Source organism: Novosphingobium sp. HNCC26DJ243 (genome assembly GCF_057180545.1).
The window spans coordinates 380,501-398,440 of the sequence record NZ_JBXUGN010000001.1; the positions used below are offsets into that span (position 1 = coordinate 380,501).

At 62.9% G+C, this 17,940-nt stretch carries 19 protein-coding genes and 2 riboswitches; of the genes, 5 read left to right on the forward strand and 14 right to left on the reverse strand.

From position 1 onward, the window contains the following. Positions 1-9: 9 nt before the first annotated feature. Positions 10-912 carry a DMT family transporter gene (locus AC2A04_RS01870; RefSeq protein WP_484210611.1) on the reverse strand — a complete coding sequence of 301 codons (903 nt, stop codon included), beginning with the start codon at positions 910-912 and terminating at the stop codon, positions 10-12. Positions 913-1,077: 165 nt separating this feature from the next. Between AC2A04_RS01870 and AC2A04_RS01875 the strand changes: the two genes are divergently transcribed. Both AC2A04_RS01875 and AC2A04_RS01880 read left to right on the forward strand, forming a co-directional pair. Next, entirely contained in the window at positions 1,078-2,091 is a 1,014-nt protein-coding gene (locus AC2A04_RS01875; protein WP_484210612.1) for a glycosyltransferase family 2 protein, read from the forward strand. Beyond that, positions 2,088-3,746, forward strand: a complete 1,659-nt coding sequence (locus AC2A04_RS01880) for an ArnT family glycosyltransferase (protein ID WP_484210613.1) — start codon at positions 2,088-2,090, stop codon at positions 3,744-3,746. Before AC2A04_RS01875 ends, AC2A04_RS01880 begins: the two co-directional genes overlap by 4 nt. A 30-nt stretch (positions 3,747-3,776) precedes the next feature. Here the strand turns inward: AC2A04_RS01880 and AC2A04_RS01885 are convergent, their stop codons facing one another. Beyond that, complete coding sequence (locus AC2A04_RS01885; RefSeq protein WP_484210614.1) at positions 3,777-4,643, reverse strand: hypothetical protein; 867 nt, start codon at positions 4,641-4,643, stop codon at positions 3,777-3,779. Beyond that, on the reverse strand, positions 4,636-5,280 hold the full coding sequence (locus AC2A04_RS01890; RefSeq protein ID WP_484210615.1) for a class I SAM-dependent methyltransferase: 645 nt from the start codon (positions 5,278-5,280) through the stop codon (positions 4,636-4,638). Before AC2A04_RS01890 ends, AC2A04_RS01885 begins: the two co-directional genes overlap by 8 nt. Positions 5,281-5,492: 212 nt before the next feature. On the opposite strand from AC2A04_RS01890, the gene AC2A04_RS01895 reads away from it, so the two are divergent. Next, positions 5,493-7,037 carry a TadA family conjugal transfer-associated ATPase gene (locus tag AC2A04_RS01895; RefSeq protein WP_484210616.1) on the forward strand — a complete coding sequence of 515 codons (1,545 nt, stop codon included), beginning with the start codon at positions 5,493-5,495 and terminating at the stop codon, positions 7,035-7,037. Positions 7,038-7,046: 9 nt separating this feature from the next. Here the strand turns inward: AC2A04_RS01895 and AC2A04_RS01900 are convergent, their stop codons facing one another. Continuing rightward, positions 7,047-7,265, reverse strand: a complete 219-nt coding sequence (locus AC2A04_RS01900; RefSeq protein WP_484210617.1) for a hypothetical protein — start codon at positions 7,263-7,265, stop codon at positions 7,047-7,049. A 60-nt stretch (positions 7,266-7,325) separates the two neighbouring features. On the opposite strand from AC2A04_RS01900, the gene AC2A04_RS01905 reads away from it, so the two are divergent. Together AC2A04_RS01905 and AC2A04_RS01910 are read left to right on the forward strand one after the other, a co-directional pair. Next, positions 7,326-8,222 carry a DMT family transporter gene (locus AC2A04_RS01905; protein WP_484210618.1) on the forward strand — a complete coding sequence of 299 codons (897 nt, stop codon included), beginning with the start codon at positions 7,326-7,328 and terminating at the stop codon, positions 8,220-8,222. A 92-nt stretch (positions 8,223-8,314) separates the two neighbouring features. Continuing rightward, entirely contained in the window at positions 8,315-8,446 is a 132-nt protein-coding gene (locus tag AC2A04_RS01910) for a hypothetical protein (protein ID WP_484210619.1), read from the forward strand. Positions 8,447-8,509: 63 nt separating this feature from the next. Here AC2A04_RS01910 and gcvPB read toward each other — a convergent pair whose 3' ends face one another. The 10 genes from gcvPB to AC2A04_RS01960 form a co-directional block, all read right to left on the reverse strand. Further along, positions 8,510-10,066, reverse strand: a complete 1,557-nt coding sequence (gene gcvPB, locus AC2A04_RS01915) for an aminomethyl-transferring glycine dehydrogenase subunit GcvPB (protein ID WP_484210620.1) — start codon at positions 10,064-10,066, stop codon at positions 8,510-8,512. After that, positions 10,063-11,421, reverse strand: a complete 1,359-nt coding sequence (gene gcvPA, locus AC2A04_RS01920; protein ID WP_484210621.1) for an aminomethyl-transferring glycine dehydrogenase subunit GcvPA — start codon at positions 11,419-11,421, stop codon at positions 10,063-10,065. The genes gcvPB and gcvPA overlap by 4 nt, the downstream gene beginning before the upstream one ends. Positions 11,422-11,425: 4 nt before the next feature. Then, complete coding sequence (gene gcvH, locus AC2A04_RS01925; protein WP_484210622.1) at positions 11,426-11,797, reverse strand: glycine cleavage system protein GcvH; 372 nt, start codon at positions 11,795-11,797, stop codon at positions 11,426-11,428. Further along, the gene (gene gcvT, locus AC2A04_RS01930; RefSeq protein ID WP_484210623.1) at positions 11,797-12,960 is read right to left on the reverse strand and encodes a glycine cleavage system aminomethyltransferase GcvT; all 1,164 of its coding nucleotides are present in this window, start codon (positions 12,958-12,960) and stop codon (positions 11,797-11,799) included. The genes gcvH and gcvT overlap by 1 nt, the downstream gene beginning before the upstream one ends. Positions 12,961-12,993: 33 nt before the next feature. Beyond that, positions 12,994-13,119: riboswitch (glycine riboswitch) on the reverse strand. Further along, positions 13,120-13,220: riboswitch (glycine riboswitch) on the reverse strand. A gap of 53 nt (positions 13,221-13,273) precedes the next feature. Next, positions 13,274-13,951 carry an NAD(P)H-binding protein gene (locus tag AC2A04_RS01935; RefSeq protein WP_484210624.1) on the reverse strand — a complete coding sequence of 226 codons (678 nt, stop codon included), beginning with the start codon at positions 13,949-13,951 and terminating at the stop codon, positions 13,274-13,276. Beyond that, on the reverse strand, positions 13,944-15,119 hold the full coding sequence (locus AC2A04_RS01940; RefSeq protein ID WP_484210625.1) for a deoxyguanosinetriphosphate triphosphohydrolase: 1,176 nt from the start codon (positions 15,117-15,119) through the stop codon (positions 13,944-13,946). The genes AC2A04_RS01935 and AC2A04_RS01940 overlap by 8 nt, the downstream gene beginning before the upstream one ends. A gap of 4 nt (positions 15,120-15,123) precedes the next feature. After that, a complete protein-coding gene (locus tag AC2A04_RS01945; RefSeq protein WP_484210626.1) occupies positions 15,124-15,813 on the reverse strand; it encodes an aspartate/glutamate racemase family protein in 690 nt (229 codons plus the stop codon). A gap of 103 nt (positions 15,814-15,916) precedes the next feature. Further along, positions 15,917-16,240: a hypothetical protein gene (locus AC2A04_RS01950; RefSeq protein WP_484210627.1), complete on the reverse strand. Its 324-nt coding sequence runs from the start codon at positions 16,238-16,240 to the stop codon at positions 15,917-15,919. Then, the gene (locus AC2A04_RS01955) at positions 16,240-17,655 is read right to left on the reverse strand and encodes an NAD(P)(+) transhydrogenase (Re/Si-specific) subunit beta (RefSeq protein WP_484210628.1); all 1,416 of its coding nucleotides are present in this window, start codon (positions 17,653-17,655) and stop codon (positions 16,240-16,242) included. Before AC2A04_RS01955 ends, AC2A04_RS01950 begins: the two co-directional genes overlap by 1 nt. Continuing rightward, complete coding sequence (locus AC2A04_RS01960) at positions 17,655-17,939, reverse strand: NAD(P) transhydrogenase subunit alpha part 2 (RefSeq protein ID WP_484210629.1); 285 nt, start codon at positions 17,937-17,939, stop codon at positions 17,655-17,657. Before AC2A04_RS01960 ends, AC2A04_RS01955 begins: the two co-directional genes overlap by 1 nt. Position 17,940: the final 1 nt, after the last annotated feature.

A 17,940-nucleotide genomic window follows, 5' to 3' on the forward strand; every position in this document is an offset into this window, starting at 1 on the left:
GATCCATGATCAGTCGGTCGTCACGGGCTCGGCCGGTCCGCGCCCCGAACGCCAAAGGTAAAGCCCCGCGCTGACAATGGCGACTGCGCCAACCGCTGTCATTGCGTCCGGTCGTTCGCTGAACAAAAGCCAGCCAAACCCTCCTGCCATGAGCAATTGGACATACGTCATCGGCGCAATCGTTGCAGCGCCGGCGCGCGTGGTTGCCATGTAGATGAAGGCGTGTGCGAACGAGGCGCTGAACGCGATGAACGCACATTTCGCCACGACGATCGCGGGCGGCGTTACGATCGCGAGGCGCGCGATGCCGGAGAAATGCGCGAGGGTGGCGGCTGTCAGCAGGAAGATCATGCCGATAAAGGCAACGCTGAACTGCATCGACAAAGCACTGCTCTTCCCTGCAACCTTGCGATTGGCGATGATCAGCATTGCCATGCAGGTGGCCGAGATCAGCGGCAGGAGCGCTACGATACCAAGTTCGCTGAAATTGGGCCGGAGGATCATCAGGACACCCGCAAAGGCAATTCCGCTGGCAATCCAAGTCTCCTTGCGCAGCGGCTCCTTCAGTATGACTGCCGCGAGCAAGGCCGTGATCATCGGGCTGGTGAACGACAGCGCGGTCGCCTCACCGATCGGCATGAGTTGCACGGCGCTGAAGAACGAAATGGCCGAGGTGCCCACGCTCACGCCTCGGATCAGCTGCCAGCGAGGCTCGGGAAAGCGGAAGCCCGACCGGCCTTCGCGGATCGCCAGCGTCGCGCCCAGTCCCAGCGCTCCGAACACATAGCGCAGCGCGGCCAGCGCGGTGCCGGGCCAGAGCCCCGCCATGCCTTTTACGAGGATGTCCCCGACCGAGAGCAGCGCAAAGCCGAAGAGCGCAAAAAGCAGAGCCGATCTGTGACTGTCCTGCAATGCAACTGCTCCAGATCGCGCATACCCGCATTGGTTCGCGCCCCGCCTCTACCCTGCCTTTATCCGCCAGACCAGCGCCGATCCAAGGTCTTTACCGGGAGTTAACCACGACTGCCTATCAACCCTGATTGACGGACTGCAACCATGCGGACGGGACGGGGCACAATGACCAAGCTGATCATCCAGATTCCTTGCCTTAACGAGGCCGCCAGCCTGCCGGACACGCTGGTCGCCCTTCCCCGGAGGATCCCGGGTATCGACAAGATCGAAATCCTGGTGATCGACGATGGCAGTTCCGACGGCACCGCCGATGTCGCCCGCCGGTTCGGTGCGCATCATGTCGTTCGGCACCGCCGAAATCGCGGCCTTGCTGCAGCTTTCCAGAGCGGGCTCGACGCGGCCCTGGCCGCAGGGGCAGACATCATCGTCAATACCGACGCCGACGGCCAGTATGTTGGCGAGGACATCGCCAAACTTGTCGCTCCGATCGTTGCCAACGAGGCCGACATCGTCATCGGTGACCGCGGCGTGGGCCGCAATGAACACTTCGGCCCGTTCAAGCAATTGCTGCAGCGCCTCGGCAGTGCGGTCGTGCGCAATCTGTCGCGCACCGACGTAACCGACGCGGTCAGTGGCTTTCGTGCGATCAGCCGGACCGTTGCCCAGCGCATCACGATCACGACCGAATTCAGCTACACCACCGACATGCTGATCCAGGCAGGGCGCAAGCGGTTCAAGATTGTCAGCGTGCCTATCCGCACCAATCCGACAATGCGCCCCTCGCGCCTGTTCTCCTCGATCCCGCAGTTCATCTCGCGCCAGCTGATGACGATGGGTCGGGCCTACGCGACCTACAATCCGCTGCGCACGTTTGCGATGATCGGCGGAAGCATCGCTTTCGTCGGATTGCTGCCCGTCATCCGCTTCATCGCGCTCTGGGCCATGGGCAACGGCGATGGTCACATCCAGTCACTTGTGCTCGGCGGAGCCTTGCTGGTGCTCGGCATCCTCACCGGGCTCATGGGCGTGCTTGCCGAGCTGATCGGTGCCAATCGCAAGCTGATGGAAGCAACGCTTGGCCATGTGCGCAGGCTCGAGCAGGACGTGGCTGCTCTGCGCGAAACCGCACAAGGTAACGTACCGGAGGCGCAGGGATCGACGGGCAAGGTCGCAGCGTGAGCGCGATGCCGATGAATGCTCGTCCGGTAGAGCAAGCTCCGATCCCGACTGCCCGCCTGGTCAAGGCAGCGCTCGTCCTCGTGGTCCTGCTGCAGCTTCCGCTGGTATTCCATCGTGCGGTCAATTGGGACGAGTTCTGGCACTACAGCCTGACCGTGCTCGCCGCCAACGGCACGCTCGACCAACCTCTCCAGACCTTCTTTACCCGGCCGTTTGCCTGGGTGCCGGGCCTGCCGGTGAACGCGATCGATCACGTGATCATCATCCGCCTGTTCATGGCCGCATGCGAATGGGCAACGCTGGCCGCCATCGTCGGAATCGCGACAAGGTTTGCCGACCGGACCACGGGTTATCTGTGCGCGCTCGCCTATCTTTCCGCGGCCTACGTGATGCAGCACGGAACGTCTTATCGCTATGATCCGCCGGTAACGGCGCTCCTGATGGGTTGCCTGTGGGTCTTTGCCTGCCGCCCATTGATCGGGCGCTGGATCGCGGTTGCCGGCGTACTTGGCGGTCTTGCCGCCATGGTGACGATAAAGTCGGTGCTCTATGCGCCGGCCTTTGCCGGGCTGGTGTGGCTGCGCTGGCAGGAATGCGAAGACCGTCGCGACTTCATCGCGTCGCTGGTCAAAGTGGCGGCCGTCGCAGCGGCGACATTTGCGGGGGCCTATTTCCTGCACTCGCTTGGCATTGTCGAGACGTTCGGTCGCAGCAGCAAGGAAGTGCTGGGCGCATCGGCCGACCGCATGTTCAGCCTCACCTACCACCCCTATATCCTGCACAACATCAAGGGCGCGGCGCTCTCTCCGATCGTGACGATCCTCGTCCTGCTTGCGCCGGTCTTTCTGGTGACGTCAAAGCGGCCGGTCGTGGAACGGATCGCGCTGACAGGCTTCTGGCTGCCGCTCACCACCCTGGGATTCTACCATAACACGGCGCCTTACTATCACGTGTTCATGCTCGCCCCCGTGGCAGTTTCGCTTGCCGTAATCATCCCGGCCGCCGTGCGCAGATACGACGCGCGGTTTCTTGCCGCGGTGTTCGTCCTGAGCGCGATCGCAGTTCTTGCGCTCGAGAAGCCCAGCCCGATCAACAAGCAGCGCCAGCTTGTCGATGCCGCGAGCCGGATATTCGGCGGGCCGGTTGCCTATTTCGACAGCTGCGCGATGATAGGCCAATTTCGCAAGGTCAACGCCTTCATGACTCCTTGGGGCACGGAACGCTACCTGACGGGTCAGCTGCCGAGCCTGGTGGAGACGATGCGTAGCGAAACGGTGCCTCTGGTCGTCAACGATGATGTCATGTTCAAGGATGCGCTTGAAACCCGGCGGGAAGTCGGCGAATTCCTGCCTGCCGATCTCGCGATGCTCCGTTCAACTTACCTGCATTTCTGGGGACCTTTCTGGGTCGCCGGTTTTGACCTGCCTTCAGGCGCAGCGGGCCGCGAAATCGATGTTCGCGTGCCCGGTCCTTACACCGTGACGGGCCTTGCGGCTGCGACGGTTGACGGGGTCGAGCACAAGCCGGGTGAAGTCATCGTGCTTGACCGCGGTCGGCACGTGGTTGGCGCACGGCCGACGAAACTGGTCTGGGGCCGCAACCTGAAGGTACCGGCGCAGGAAGCTCCTGCGGAACCTCACTTCACGTCGTTTTGATGACGCGATTTCATTTGATGTTGGTTCGCTTCAGGCGCGCTTGCGATAACGGGCCAGTGCGCTGACGCCGAACAGGACGTCACCCAGGATAGAGGCCAGGCGCAAAGCCAGGACGCATGCGAGAAGCGGACCTGCCGAAAATTGCTGTCCGGCAAGCAGCAACAGTGCCGCTTCCCGAACGCCCAGGCCGCCTGGGGCCACGGGCACAAGAAAGCCTGCAAGCCACGAGAGCAGAAACAGGCCTCCAAACAGGCCCAGCGACGCAGTTGCCGGCAGCAGGGCAGCCCCGACCACCGCCGCAGCGGCTCCAAAACAGAGAAACGCTCCAAACTGAAGCGTGCCTGCACGCAGCAAAGGATCGCGAGACCGGAGAGCGACGAACAGCGCCCCCAGTCCACAAGCCACCGTGGGAACCGGGAATTCAGTCAGGGCAACGCCAAATCCGGCAGCAATCATGCTCGAAGGCAAGTGGAGCGCAATCTCTGCTGCACTGGCCTTTGCAAGCTTGCCGTGGGCAAGTCCGGCCGCTGCACCGTCCACCTGTCGGCTGGCGTACTGGAAGACCGAACCCGGCAGGTACTTTGCAAGACCCCCGCGCGCATAGATCGCATCGACCTGACGCGATGGCAGCAAGCCATCGGCTCCGGCGAGCGAGGACCACGCTGCAGACAGCAACTTGTCGGATGTCGCGAAAAGAAGCGGCGCAGCCACCATGGCCGCGCCAAGATGCCATGAGGCATGATCGAGCAGTTGCGCCGGGTCGAGCCGGACAAGTCGGTCGCCGATGAAGCCAACGCACACTGCCAGTATGGCGGCGCTGCCCAGACGGGCACCTCGCCGTCGCCAGTTTCGGGAACCGGAACCGGCAGGAGAATCCTGCCGTTCAGACTCAGGCATGAAGAATGCTGGTAAAGTCAGGATAAGGCACGCAGTAGGACCTGCCGAAGTGCCGCTCCTCCTTGAGTCCGCAGGACTTGATGGCATTGCGATAGCGTCCACGACCGGTGTCGTCGAACAGGATCACACCATCGGCCTTGAGGAACGGCATCGCACGGGCGAGGCAGGCATTCCGGTCGCGACCATCGACCACGATCAGATCAAACGCGCCACCCGCTTCGGCAATCGCGCCGACATAACCCGGACCGGCAAGATCGCGATGCCACAGCCTGACGTTCGCCCGATCCGCGATGAGTTCGCCAAGGCGCTTGTGCCACCCTGCATGATGCTCGACGCTGATGACTTCGCGGGCCCGGCGCGAGAGCCAAGCAGTGCTGGCACCCGAGCCATATTCAAAGACGCGTGCGTCCGGGCGCGCGGCAAGAAATGCGTCGATATGGCGCGTGGCGGCAACATTCCACCAAGGGCAATCGAGCGGTATCATGCGTTCAGGCTGATGGATCGCGAGGAGCGAGGCGATCCAGCGGCGCGCACCCCACGGATCGGAGTTCAACGCACCTTGCCAAAAACCATCAAGGATCGGCAGGCCAGCAATTGCCTGCGCCGATGCCGAATAGACCTGTTTGGCAGCTTGCATGAATTCAACCCCCGTCACATTCGCTTTCTCGTCGATTACCGAGACGTCGTTAAGATAGCACTAACGATGTTTGGCAAGACCTTGGGCGGCTCGGGCAAGCCACGAACGTCGTTAGCAAATCTTCAAAGTTTCGCAGGTAATTCCCTTCGGTGAACATGGACCGCAGCATCGCAACTGGTGCAACCGGCTCCTGAATCGGACGGGAATTGCTGATGAGCGCTTTCGGGCGAAAGAACGGAATCACTGGAACTTCGGGTGGTGCGCGGCCGTCTTTCGGCATTGCGCGCCCAATGAAGAGCGGTGAACAGAACGCCTCCGCAGGCGGGCAGGCGCCTATTCCCGTGCCGCTACCGATGGGGGGGGACCAGTTCCCCCCCCTGCCAGACCTTGATACCGGCGACAGCGGGAACGCAGCTTCGCTCAAGGCGGATGCACTGACGCGCCTGGCCGACCGTGCCAATGGCGTCAACGAGGGCAACTACCAGGCAGAAGGCTTCGAGGCCTCGGTCCACAAGATCAAGGAACAGGTGCTGCCGCGCCTGCTCGAGCGCGTTGATCCTGAAGCCGCCGCCACGCTGACCAAGGAAGAACTGTCGGAAGAATTCCGACCGATCATCATGGAAGTGCTGGCCGAACTGAAGGTCACGCTGAACCGGCGCGAACAATTCGCGCTGGAAAAGGTCCTGATCGACGAGTTGCTGGGCTTCGGACCGCTCGAGGAACTACTCAACGATCCCGACATCTCGGACATTATGGTCAACGGACCCGAGCAGACCTACATCGAAAAGAAGGGCAAGCTCGTGCTCGCCCCGATCCGTTTCCGCGACGAAAGTCACCTGTTCCAGATCGCCCAGCGCATAGTCAATCAGGTCGGCCGTCGTGTCGACCAGACCACGCCACTGGCCGACGCCCGCCTCAAGGACGGCAGCCGCGTCAACGTGATCGTGCCGCCGCTGTCCCTTCGCGGAACCGCGATCTCCATTCGTAAGTTTTCCGAAAAGCCGATCACGATCGACATGCTGCGCGATTTCGGTTCAATGTCGGACAAGATGGCAACCGCGCTCAAGATCGCCGGCGCCTGCCGCATGAATGTGGTTATCTCGGGCGGTACCGGCTCGGGCAAGACGACGATGCTCAACGCCCTTTCGAAGATGATCGATCCGGGCGAGCGCGTGCTCACCATCGAAGACGCCGCCGAACTTCGCCTGCAACAGCCGCACTGGCTGCCGCTCGAAACGCGCCCGCCGAACCTTGAAGGCCAGGGCGCCATCACCATCGGCGACCTTGTGAAGAACGCGCTGCGCATGCGTCCTGACCGCATCATCCTCGGCGAAATCCGCGGCGCGGAGTGTTTCGACCTGCTGGCCGCCATGAATACCGGCCACGATGGATCGATGTGTACGCTCCACGCGAACTCGCCGCGCGAATGCCTTGGCCGTATGGAAAACATGATCCTGATGGGTGACATCAAGATCCCCAAGGAGGCCATCTCGCGCCAGATTGCGGAATCGGTCGACCTGATCGTTCAGGTCAAGCGTCTTCGCGACGGCTCGCGCCGTACCACCAACATCACTGAAGTGATCGGGATGGAAGGTGATGTGATCGTGACGCAGGAACTGTTCAAGTTCGAGTATCTGGACGAGACCGAGGAAGGCAAGATCATCGGCGAGTTCCGTGCATCCGGCCTTCGCCCCTACACGCTCGAAAAGGCGCGTCAGTTCGGATTCGACCAGGCCTATCTGGAAGCCTGCCTCTAAGTCGCGAGGTCAGGTAGCAAACCACTCCCTTGCCGCCAGTCCGAGCAGGATGACGGCGGTGAGGAAGGCGATGAGGTAGATGACGGTCCAGGGCATGAAGCCCACCGCATCAAGGTTGGTGCGGCGCATCCGGCGGCGCTCGGCCCAAACGGATATCAGTGCCACGGCCAGGGCAAGCGCGCCCACCGCTGCGTGAAACTCCCAGATGTGCACGAACCTGTCTTCCATCGCGGCGCACATGGCCAGTTAAGGGGTTGATCGCAAGGGGGCTTGGCCTATGGGCAAAGCATGTCCTCGCATGATCGTCCGATGTTCGCACTCGCGCTGCGCTTGCTCGCCACAGTGTTGTTCTCGGTCATGTTGTTGCTGGTCAAGCTGACCGGCGAATACGGGATCGCTCTCACCGAAACCATGTTCTGGCGCCAGTTCGTGCCGGCTGTCTGCATCCTTGGTTGGCTCGTCTTTCGTGGTCAGATCTCCCGTTTGAAGACCGAAAGGCCCTGGATCCACGCCCGACGCGCCTTTATCGGCGGATCGGGAATGTTCCTGACCCTCGGCGTCGTCCAGTTGCTGCCTCTGGCCGAGGCGACGGTGTTGGGGTTCACCACGCCGATGTTTGCCGTGATCCTGTCCGCACTTGTTCTCAAGGAGCGGGTTGGCGTCTGGCGCTGGTCGGCAGTTACCCTCGGGCTGCTTGGTGTTCTGGTCATTGCAGGGCCCGACACGGCGAATTTGCCATTGCTGGGCGTGGCAGTGGGGATAGGCGCGGCCTTGATGGTCGCGCTGGTGACGATCCAGGTGCGAGATCTGGGGCGCACCGAAGAACCCCTCACGATCGTGTTCTATTTCTCGGCGTTCAGTGCCCCGCCACTTGCGCTATTCCTGTTCAAGACGGGTGCAAGCCATGACCTGACGGGTTGGCTCATGCTTGGCGGGATCGGCCTTACCGGATTGTTCGCTCAGATCGCGATGACGGCGTCCTTGCGCTACGGGTCGGTGGCAAGCGTGATCGTCGTCGACTATATCCAGCTTGCATGGGCCACGTTCTGGGGGTGGCTGATTTTCCACCATTTGCCGCCGGCATCGACCTGGCTCGGCGCGCCGATCATCATCGGTGCCAGCCTCGTCATCGCATGGCGCGAACACCTGCTAGGCAAGACCCGCCGCGCACTTGCCCAGACCTGACGGAACCGGCTGGCCACCCGCGCGTTTTCCCTTTCGTCCAGTCCAGCGAAGCGCTTTGTGCGCATCGCCGAATGTTTCGAAAGGTGACCACCATGATCCGCAAGTTCATTTACGCCACGATGATGGGCGGCCTGCTGCTCGGCGCAACTGCATGCAACACCGTAAAGGGTGCCGGCAAGGACCTCCAGTCAGCAGCCGACACGACCGAAGAAGCGATCAACTGATCTGATCGAACCAACCTAAAAAAGGGCCGCTCCGGATATCCGCAGCGGCCCTTTCTTTGTGCGTCAGGCTGGCTTGTAAACCAGCTTCGGCTTTCGCGCCGCCAGCGTCTCGTCGAGCCTGCGCCGGGGGGCAAGATGGGGCGCAGACTTCAGCATCTCGTCGCCTGCCCTTGCGCGCTCGGCCAAGGAGCGCATCGCGCCGATGAACTGGTCGAGACCAGCCTTGCTTTCGGTTTCGGTGGGTTCGATCAGCATCGCCCCATGGACGACCAGCGGGAAGTAAACGGTCATCGGGTGATAACCCTCGTCGATCAGGCCCTTGGCCAGATCGAGCGTCGAGAACCCTTCGGCAAAGCCATCATCGGAGAACAGCGCTTCGTGCATGCACGGTCCGGAATCTCCGAAGGGGGCATCGAGCAGGTCCTCGAGGCTGCGCAAAACGTAGTTCGCGTTCAGCACCGCATCGCCCGAAACCTGACGCAATCCGTCCGCTCCGTGGCTCAGTATGTAGGCGAGCGCGCGCGTGTACATGCCCATCTGACCATGGAAGGCGCACATGCGCCCGAAGGCTTGCGGATGCTCCTCGTGCGCCTGCTCCTCCTCGATCAATCTGATGCTGCCATCGGGCTGGCGCGCCGTGAACGGCAGCGGCCCGAAGGGCGAGAGCGCTTCCGATAGCACCACCGGCCCCGAACCCGGCCCACCGCCGCCATGCGGAGTGGAAAAAGTCTTGTGGAGGTTGATGTGCATCGCATCGACGCCGAGATCGCCGGGGCGGACGCGTCCGACGATCGCGTTGAAGTTTGCGCCATCGCAATAGACGTAACCGCCCGCCGCGTGCACGGCATCGGCAATAGTCTTGAGATCTCGCTCGAACAGGCCGCATGTGTTGGGATTGGTGATCATGACACCGGCAACGTCAGGCCCCAGGCGGGCAGTCAGCGCCGCCAGGTCGACGCGCCCCTCGGGCGTCGCCGGGATATTCTCCACCCGATAACCCGCAAACGCAGCCGTTGCCGGATTGGTGCCGTGGGCGCTTTCAGGCACCAGGATCACCTCGCGCGGATCGCCCTTGGCTTCGAGCGCAGCGCGAATGCACAGCAGACCGCACAATTCGCCATGCGCGCCTGCCTTTGGCGTCATCGCAACGCCATGCATTCCCGTCAGTTCGATCAGCCAGCGCGCCAGTTCGTTGATCGCACCCAGCGCTCCCTGCACCGTATGCACCGGCTGGAGCGGGTGAACGTCGGCAAAGCCGGGCATCCGCGCGACTTTCTCGTCTAGCCGCGGATTGTGCTTCATCGTGCACGAGCCGAGCGGGAACAGGCCGAGATCGATCGCGTAGTTCTGACGCGACAGGCGGGTGTAGTGCCGCACCGTCTCGGGTTCAGACAGCCCCGGCAGGTCCGGGCGGTCACTGCGCGCCATGGGGCCAAGCGCCGACATGTCGAAGTCGGGCACTTCGTCGAAGTCGACGCCCGAGCGATCGGGCGAACCGAGTTCGAACAACAGCGCCTCTTCGAGCTGCAACGCGCGATTGCCCGTGTGTGTGCGGATCGTTTCGACCGGGCCAGTGCCAGTCATGGCGGGGCGCCAGCCCGAGGGGTTCAGGTCGTTCATGCCAGCACCTCCGCAAGCGCGGTCGCCAGCGCTTCGATGTCTTCCTCGCTCGTGCACTCGGTGGCCGCGATCAGCAGGCCTCCCGAAAGCGCCTGTTCCCGGGGGTAGAGTCTCCCGAGAGACACACCGCCCAGAACCTGCCTGTCCGCCAGATCACGCACGACCTGCCGTGCATCCTTCGGCACCTTCACGACGAACTCGTTGAAATAGTGCTTATTGACGATCTCGACGCCCGACACCGCTTGCAGGCGCCTGGCGGCTTGGCGCGCGCGCAAGTGGCTGAGACGGGCCATTTTCTCCAGCCCTTCCCCGCCAAGCAAGGTCAGGTGGATCGAAAACGCCAGCGCACACAGCCCGGAGTTCGTACAGATGTTGCTCGTCGCCTTCTCGCGACGGATATGCTGCTCGCGCGTCGAGAGCGTCAGCACGAAGCCTCGCTTGCCATCGGCATCCACGGTCTCGCCACAGAGGCGGCCCGGAATCTGGCGCACGAACTTTTCGCGACAGCCGAACAGGCCGAGATAGGGACCGCCGAACTGGAGACCCACACCGATAGACTGCCCTTCGCCAACGACGATATCCGCCCCAAGGCTGCCGGGGCTTTTCAACAGTCCGAGCGCGACCGGCTCCGTGACAACCGCGATCAAGAGCGCGCCCTTCGCCTGCGCCGCGGCTGCAATGGCCGCGAGATCGGGAATGCGCCCAAGAACATCAGGATATTGCACGACGACGCAGGACGTTTCTGCATCGATCTTTGCGACCAGTGCAGCATCGTCGGATGCGGGCGCCAGTTCGGGCACCGCCGTTTCGAGGACGTCACCCGTGAACTTGGCCATGGTCCTTGCGGTTTCGACGTAATGCGGATGCAGTCCGCTCGACACGATCGCCTTGTTGCGGCGCGTGATGCGCGCGGCCATTGCGATCGCTTCCCAGCACGCGGTGGACCCGTCGTAGAGCGAGGCGTTGGCGACATCGGTGCCGAACAGCCGTGCGACCTGAGTCTGGAATTCGAACAGGACCTGCAATGTGCCTTGCGCGATTTCGGGCTGGTATGGCGTGTACGCCGTCAGGAACTCGCCGCGCTGGATCAGGTGGTCGACGCTGGCGGGAATGTGGTGGCGATAGGCACCTGCCCCGAGGAAAAACGGCACCGAGCCAGCCGTGATGCTATCAGCGGAAAGACGGGCCATGTGACGTTCCACGGCCATTTCACTGGCATGGGCGGGCAGTCCGGCAATGGGCGCGGCAAGACGCGCCTCGGCAGGGACATCGGCGAAAAGCTCGTCGATGGAAGCCGCGCCGATGACCGAGAGCATCGCACTCCGGTCGGCGTCGGTGAGGGGAAGATAGCGCATCGTATCAGAGCTCCGATACAAACGCCTGGTAGGACGCATCGTCCATCAGGCCATCGAGTTCGGACGGGTCGGACAGGGTCATCTTCCAAAGCCAGCCTTCCCCCTCGGGATCGGAATTGACCAGTTCGGGCTGCTCTTCGAGCGCAGCGTTGGCGACGGTCACCGTGCCGGAAACGGGGGCATAGACGTCGGAAGCGGCCTTGACGCTGTCGACAACCGAGGCGCTGTCGCCCTTGCCCACATCGCCGCCTTCTGCAGGCAACTCGACGAAGGTGATGTCACCGAGTTGGCCCTGCGCATAGTCGGTGATGCCGACGGTGGCTTCGCTGCCTTCGACCGCGATCCATTCGTGGTCCTTGGTGAAGTAACGGGTCATCAGGCGGCTCCTTTGCGATGGTAGCGATGGGGAACGAAGGGCATTGGAACGACGGTTGCGGTAAGTTTGCGACCGCGCACGTCTATGGAAAGCTGGGTGCCTTGCTCGGCATGGTCGGCAGCGACGAAGGCCATGGCGATCGGTCGCTCGAGGCTGGGCGAGAAACCGCCCGACGTGACGGTGCCGATCTCCAAGTCGCCTGCGAGCACCTTCGCGCCTTCGCGCGCCGCCATCCGGCCGTCGATGGCAAGGCCCACGCGGCGGGTTGGCGCGCCATTCGAAAGCAGGGGCAGAACGATGTCCGCGCCGGGAAATCCGCCTTCGCTGCGGCGGCGCTTGTTGATCCCGAACTGCAGGTCTGCGCTAACCGGATCGACATCGGTGTTCATGTCATGACCGTATAGCGGCAGGCCCGCTTCAAGGCGCAGACTGTCGCGCGCTCCAAGACCGATCGGGCGCACCTGCGCTTGCGCGCAGATCAGATCGGCCAGTTCGGCAGCGCTTTCTGCCGGCACGGAAATCTCGAAACCGTCTTCACCGGTATAGCCCGAGCGACTGATCCATGCGTCGATGCCACCCAGCTTGAACTGCCCGCCACGCATGAAGGTCAGCGCAGAGAGCGGATATTCGCCCGAGAGCAAGGGTTCCAGCGCCTCTGCCGCCTTCGGCCCCTGCAACGCGAACAGCGCGGTGTCATCGAGATGGTTGATCGTGACATCGTCGGGCAGATGTTCGCGCAAGTGCGCGATGTCGTCCCACTTCGTCGCGCCGTTGACAACAAGGTAGAAGCCCGTGCCCCAGCGCGTCACCATCAGGTCATCGAGGATACCGCCAGTCTCGTTCAGCAGGAGCGAGTAGCGCACACCGCCAACCGGGAGTGTCGACAGATCGATCGGCAGGACCGCTTCGATCGCGGCTTCGACGCCCTCGCCCGAAACGTAGAGCTGGCCCATGTGCGAGACATCGAAGAAGCCGGCCGAGGCGCGGGTCCACAAGTGCTCGGCGATGATGCCAAGGCCCTCGCCGTTGTACTGTACCGGCATCCAATAGCCGGCAAAGTCCACCATCCGGCCACCGCGCGCACGATGCCACGCATCGAGCGGCAAGGTGAGCGGACCAGCTTCGGGCTCGTCATTTTCAGAAATATCGTATGTGTCGCTCACAAATTGGTTTCCCGTACAGTTCAGACGCCATTCGGCGCCCCCTCTGTCACGGAAACCTGAGAGCTTTCCCCCACCTCCCTCTCCAGAGAGGCTTGTGCGGGGTTACCCCTTCGGCGGCCCATCCCGTTTGCGGGAGTGACACTTTCCAGAGCGTCGCTATCGACCAACGCGGTCCATTTGCCTGAGAGATTCCGGGGCGGTTGCTCCTTCGGCGTCTCTCGATACTGAACGAATCGAGAGAGCTCTCCCGCGCGACCAGCGACACCTCCTCATCGCTGCAGTGCAACGTGAAGTCAACCTGAGGCCCGCGCCCTTATCCCCTGCGCAGGATGCGGCGGAAGTCGTCGTGGTGATGGATTTGACGGCCGCGCTGCTTCGATCCCGCGAGCGTGAGAATCACCCGAGCGAGATCGTCGGCGCGCGCCGAACGATATCTCCGCAGCGAACCGAGCAGCAGCAGATCAATCAAGGGGCTCAACGTCATGCCAAGCCGTTCGGCAAAGCGCGGCGGTCCTTCGCGGTGACCGCGCAGCAGGCCAGGGCGCAAAATGTCGAGCCGGTCGAAGTGCAACTTGGCAAGCTTGTCCTCGACCTCTCCCTTGACCGACAGGTAGAAGTTTTTCGACGAAAACTGCGCGCCAACCGACGATACGACGATCAACTGGCGCGCACCGGCTTCCTTTGCCGCCCGTGCGCTATCAAGAACGAGATCGTGATCGACCGCGCGAAAGGCATCCTTGTCTCCGCCGACCGCCTTGATCGTGGTGCCAAGCGCGATCACGACCACGTGCGGGCGGCCAGCGGCAATCGCATCGGGCCAGTGCTCGGTTTCGGACAGGAGCATTTCCATCCGTGCGCCCTTGGGCAAGGGCACTTCGCGGCGTGCCACGGCAACAAGATGAATGTCGGAGCGCCCGACCGCCTCGGCCATCACCGCTCGTCCGATCAGCCCGGTGGCACCGACAAGCACGACCCGCGTCTGTTCAGACATTGCGCAATCCTTCGGGCGCCTGTCCGAACAGACGGGCATAACTGTCGATGGCGTAGCGGTCGGTCATGCCGGAAATGAAATCGGCAATATGGCGCGTGCGGCCGGGCTCCGCCTGCGGCAGCGATGTCTGCCACGATACGGGCATCTGCGAGGGATCGCCGGCATAGGCCGCGAACAACGCCACGATGACTTCGCGCGCGCGGTCCGCCGTCGCGCACTGCTCTTCATGAAGATAGAGGCGGTCATACATGAACTGCTTGAGCATGCGCTCCTCCTCGCCCATCGCATTGGAGAATGTCGCCAGCGGACGATCCGCCATGCGAACGTCCTCGACGCTGGCGACACCAGTCTGCGCAATCCGCGTGCGTGTCTCGGCAATCACATCGTTGACCATTCGGCCGATCTGCCCGCGCACCAGTTCGCGCAATTGCCGATCCTGCGGCGCACCGGGAAACCGGGTCTCGATCTTCCGCCATTGCTCGGCCACCGACGGTAGCTGCATCAGGTCGTCAAGATTGAGGAACCCAGCCCTCAGGCCATCGTCGATGTCGTGGTTGTCATAAGCAATGTCGTCAGAGATCGCGGCGACCTGCGCTTCGAGCGAGGCGTATGTCGACAGCCCCAGCGGATAAGCCGCGTCCAGTTCCTCGAGTGCCCAGGCAGGTCTGCGGATCGGGCCGTTATGCTTGGCAAGGCCTTCAAGCGTTTCCCATGTGAGGTTCAATCCCTCGTGCCCGCAATAGGGGCTCTCGAGCCGCATCAGCACACGCAAGGTGTTGGCGTTGTGATCAAAGCCGCCTGCGCTTGCCATGGCCTCTTCCAGCGCGTCCTCGCCCGCGTGGCCGAACGGGGGATGGCCGATGTCATGGGCGAGGCAAAGCGCTTCGGTCAGGTCCTCGTCCAGCCCCAGCGCTCTTGCGATGACGCGGCCGATCTGGGCAACTTCGAGGCTGTGCGTAAGGCGGACGCGATAGTGATCGCCATCGGGCGCGATGAACACCTGCGTCTTGTGGCGCAGGCGACGAAACGCGATCGAATGGATGATGCGATCGCGATCGCGCTGGAACGCGCTGCGCGGTCCGCGCGCCGCGCCCTGGTCCATAGCGAACTCACGCCCACGCGAGCGCGTCGGATCGCTGGCATAAGGGGCGCGGCCCTCGGAGTTCATCGGACTAACCGAGAATCCAGTCGACCGCGGCCTCTGCATGAATGCGGGTGCCGTCGAAGATCGGCAGGACATTGGCATCGACGTCGATCACCATATCAAGCTCGGTGCAGGCCAGCACCGCCGCCTGCGCGCCACGCTGGCCCATGTTGGTGAGCATGGTCTTGAACGTGCGCTCGGCCGCGCGGGTTGCCTTGCCCTGCATCAGCTCGTCATAGATGATCGCGTCCATCGCCTCGACCTCGTCGGCCACCGGGGGCAAGAGGCTGATTCCATGGGCGATCAGGCGCTTGCGGTAGAAGCTTTCCATCACGACGTTGCGCGTGCCAAGCAGCGTGGCGTTGGTAACACCGGCCGCCTGCATCTTTGCTCCCACCGCATCGGCGATATGGATGACTGGTACGGACACGGTCTCGGCGACCTTCTCATAGACCTTGTGCATCGAATTGGCGCCGATCAGCACTGCGCTGGCCCCAGCCTGTTCAAGCCGCCGCGCGCTGTCTGCGAGCACCTCGGCGGCGTGAGCCCATTGTTCGGGCGTGGACAGGCGGACGAGGTCGGTAAAATCCAGGCTTTCGATCAGCAGCGGCGCACTGGCGACCTTCGTGGTGCGTGCCTGGACGAGCTGGTTGATGTCTTCATAATAAGTGCGGGTGGAAACCCAGCTCATGCCGCCGATAAGGCCGATCTTGCGCAAAGTCCGTTACTCCCGAGCTTCAGGTACCCCTGTCGGCACCGGCCTTACGAAAGGTGGCGGGAGAGGTCCAGAGCGAGGCAGGCGGTTTTTACCCCCGGCGGGGCTAGCGCTTCTTCTCGGGCGCGAATCCCGTCGCGCAGAGCGCTGCGGCACTTGTGGTGACGCCCAGCAGTTCGGCGTCGCCCAGCCGCTTCACGGTCGCCACGTAATCGGTCAGGCCGCGCTTCGGGCCCTGCAAGGCCTGCAGCCGCTTGAGCTGGCCGATGGTCAGGCGATCTGTCATCCGCTGCGCCATGCAGGCAGCATTGCTGTCGGAAAGGCCCGCGTCGACCAGTGCCGAGCGGACCTTTCCATAAGCCAGTTTGGAAGGCGCGCAGCCCCCCGCCGCCAGCGCAAGCGCCATGGCAAGGTAGCCCGCGTGCCGCATCAGTGCCCCAGCGACTTGACGATGTCCTCGACCATCTTCTTGGCGTCGGTCAGAAGCATCATGGTCTGGTCCATGTAGAACACGTCGTTGTCGACACCGGCATAGCCGACCCCGCCCATCGAGCGCTTGACGAAGAAGATCGTCTTGGCCTTGTCGACGTCGAACACGGGCATGCCGTAGATCGGCGAGGACTTGTCGGTCTTGGCCGCCGGATTGACCACGTCATTGGCACCGATGATGAAGGCAACGTCGGCCTGCGCGAACTCGCTGTTGATGTCTTCCAGCTCGAACACTTCATCGTAGGGCACGTTGGCTTCGGCCAGCAGCACGTTCATGTGCCCCGGCATGCGGCCTGCGACCGGATGGATCGCGTACTTCACGTTGACGCCGTGGGCTTTCAACTGATCGCCCATTTCGCGCAGCGCGTGCTGTGCCTGCGAAACCGCCATGCCGTAGCCCGGGATGATGATGACGTTTTCGGCTTCCTTCATCATGTAGGCCGCGTCTTCGGCCGAGCCGCGCTTCCATGGGCGCTGTTCGCGCGCCGCGCCGCCTGCGGCCTCGGGCGCAGCGCCAAAGCCGCCCGCGATCACCGAGATGAAGCTGCGGTTCATCGCCTTGCACATGATGTACGAAAGGATTGCGCCGGACGAGCCCACCAGCGCGCCGGTGATGATCATCGCCGTGTTGTGAAGCGTGAAGCCCATCGCCGCCGCGGCCCAGCCCGAGTACGAGTTGAGCATCGAGACGACCACCGGCATGTCCGCGCCGCCGATCGGGATGATCAGCAGGAAGCCGATGATGAACGACAGCACCGTGATCGCCACGATCACCCACTGGCTCTGGTCCTGCGTGAAATACGCCACCAGCCCGAGGATGGCGACCAGCGTGCCGAGGTTCAGCACATGGCGTCCGGGCAGCATGATCGGCGAACCGCTCATCTTGCCCGCCAGCTTCAGAAACGCGATGATCGAGCCCGAGAACGTGATCGCACCGATGGCGATGCCGAGGCCCATCTCGATCCGGCTCTGCACCTCGATCACCCCGTCAGCTCCAGCGATGCCGAACGCGACTGGATTGAGGTACGCGGCAAGGCCGACCAGCACGGCGGCAAGTCCCACGAGCGAGTGGAACGCTGCCACGAGCTGCGGCATGTCGGTCATCTTGATCTTGCGCGCGGTGACGAAGCCGACGCCGCCGCCGATCACAAGAGCGCCGATGATCTCGGGCAGGCTGGCGATGGAGTGCGTGTAGAGCGTGGTCACCATGGCAATCGCCATGCCGATCATGCCGTAGCGGTTACCTGCACGGCTCGTGGCCGGGCTAGAAAGGCCTCGGAGCGCAAGAATGAACAGCACGCCTGAGACGAGGTAGGCGAGCATCGCCCACGAAGGGACAGCAGTGACGTGTTCCATCACTTCTTCTCCTTCTTCTTGTACATCGCCAGCATGCGCTCAGTCACGGCAAAGCCGCCGAAGATGTTGACCGAAGCCAGCACTACTGCGCCCAGCCCCAGCCACTTCGAAACGACCGATCCTTCTGCGGCCGCGGCAACAAGAGCGCCAACCACGATCACCGAGGAAATCGCGTTCGTCACCGCCATCAGCGGCGTGTGCAGTGCCGGGGTCACCGACCACACAACGTAATAGCCAACGAAACAGGCCATCACGAAGATCGAGAGAATAGAGATAAAGTCCATG

Bases quoted from the DNA above. Each gene is read 5' to 3' on its own strand.
- AC2A04_RS01890 (WP_484210615.1), bottom strand. From the start codon at position 5,280: ATGCAAGCTGCCAAACAGGTCTATTCGGCATCGGCGCAGGCAATTGCT.
- AC2A04_RS01895 (WP_484210616.1), top strand. From the start codon at position 5,493: ATGAGCGCTTTCGGGCGAAAGAACGGAATCACTGGAACTTCGGGTGGT.
- AC2A04_RS01955 (WP_484210628.1), bottom strand. From the start codon at position 17,655: ATGGAACACGTCACTGCTGTCCCTTCGTGGGCGATGCTCGCCTACCTC.
- AC2A04_RS01960 (WP_484210629.1), bottom strand. From the start codon at position 17,939: ATGGACTTTATCTCTATTCTCTCGATCTTCGTGATGGCCTGTTTCGTT.
- AC2A04_RS01910 (WP_484210619.1), top strand. From the start codon at position 8,315: ATGATCCGCAAGTTCATTTACGCCACGATGATGGGCGGCCTGCTGCTC.
- AC2A04_RS01935 (WP_484210624.1), bottom strand. From the start codon at position 13,951: ATGTCTGAACAGACGCGGGTCGTGCTTGTCGGTGCCACCGGGCTGATC.
- AC2A04_RS01885 (WP_484210614.1), bottom strand. From the start codon at position 4,643: ATGCCTGAGTCTGAACGGCAGGATTCTCCTGCCGGTTCCGGTTCCCGA.
- gcvH (WP_484210622.1), bottom strand. From the start codon at position 11,797: ATGACCCGTTACTTCACCAAGGACCACGAATGGATCGCGGTCGAAGGC.
- gcvPA (WP_484210621.1), bottom strand. From the start codon at position 11,421: ATGCGCTATCTTCCCCTCACCGACGCCGACCGGAGTGCGATGCTCTCG.
- AC2A04_RS01905 (WP_484210618.1), top strand. From the start codon at position 7,326: ATGTCCTCGCATGATCGTCCGATGTTCGCACTCGCGCTGCGCTTGCTC.
- AC2A04_RS01940 (WP_484210625.1), bottom strand. From the start codon at position 15,119: ATGAACTCCGAGGGCCGCGCCCCTTATGCCAGCGATCCGACGCGCTCG.
- AC2A04_RS01875 (WP_484210612.1), top strand. From the start codon at position 1,078: ATGACCAAGCTGATCATCCAGATTCCTTGCCTTAACGAGGCCGCCAGC.
- AC2A04_RS01900 (WP_484210617.1), bottom strand. From the start codon at position 7,265: ATGGAAGACAGGTTCGTGCACATCTGGGAGTTTCACGCAGCGGTGGGC.
- gcvPB (WP_484210620.1), bottom strand. From the start codon at position 10,066: ATGAACGACCTGAACCCCTCGGGCTGGCGCCCCGCCATGACTGGCACT.
- AC2A04_RS01950 (WP_484210627.1), bottom strand. From the start codon at position 16,240: ATGCGGCACGCGGGCTACCTTGCCATGGCGCTTGCGCTGGCGGCGGGG.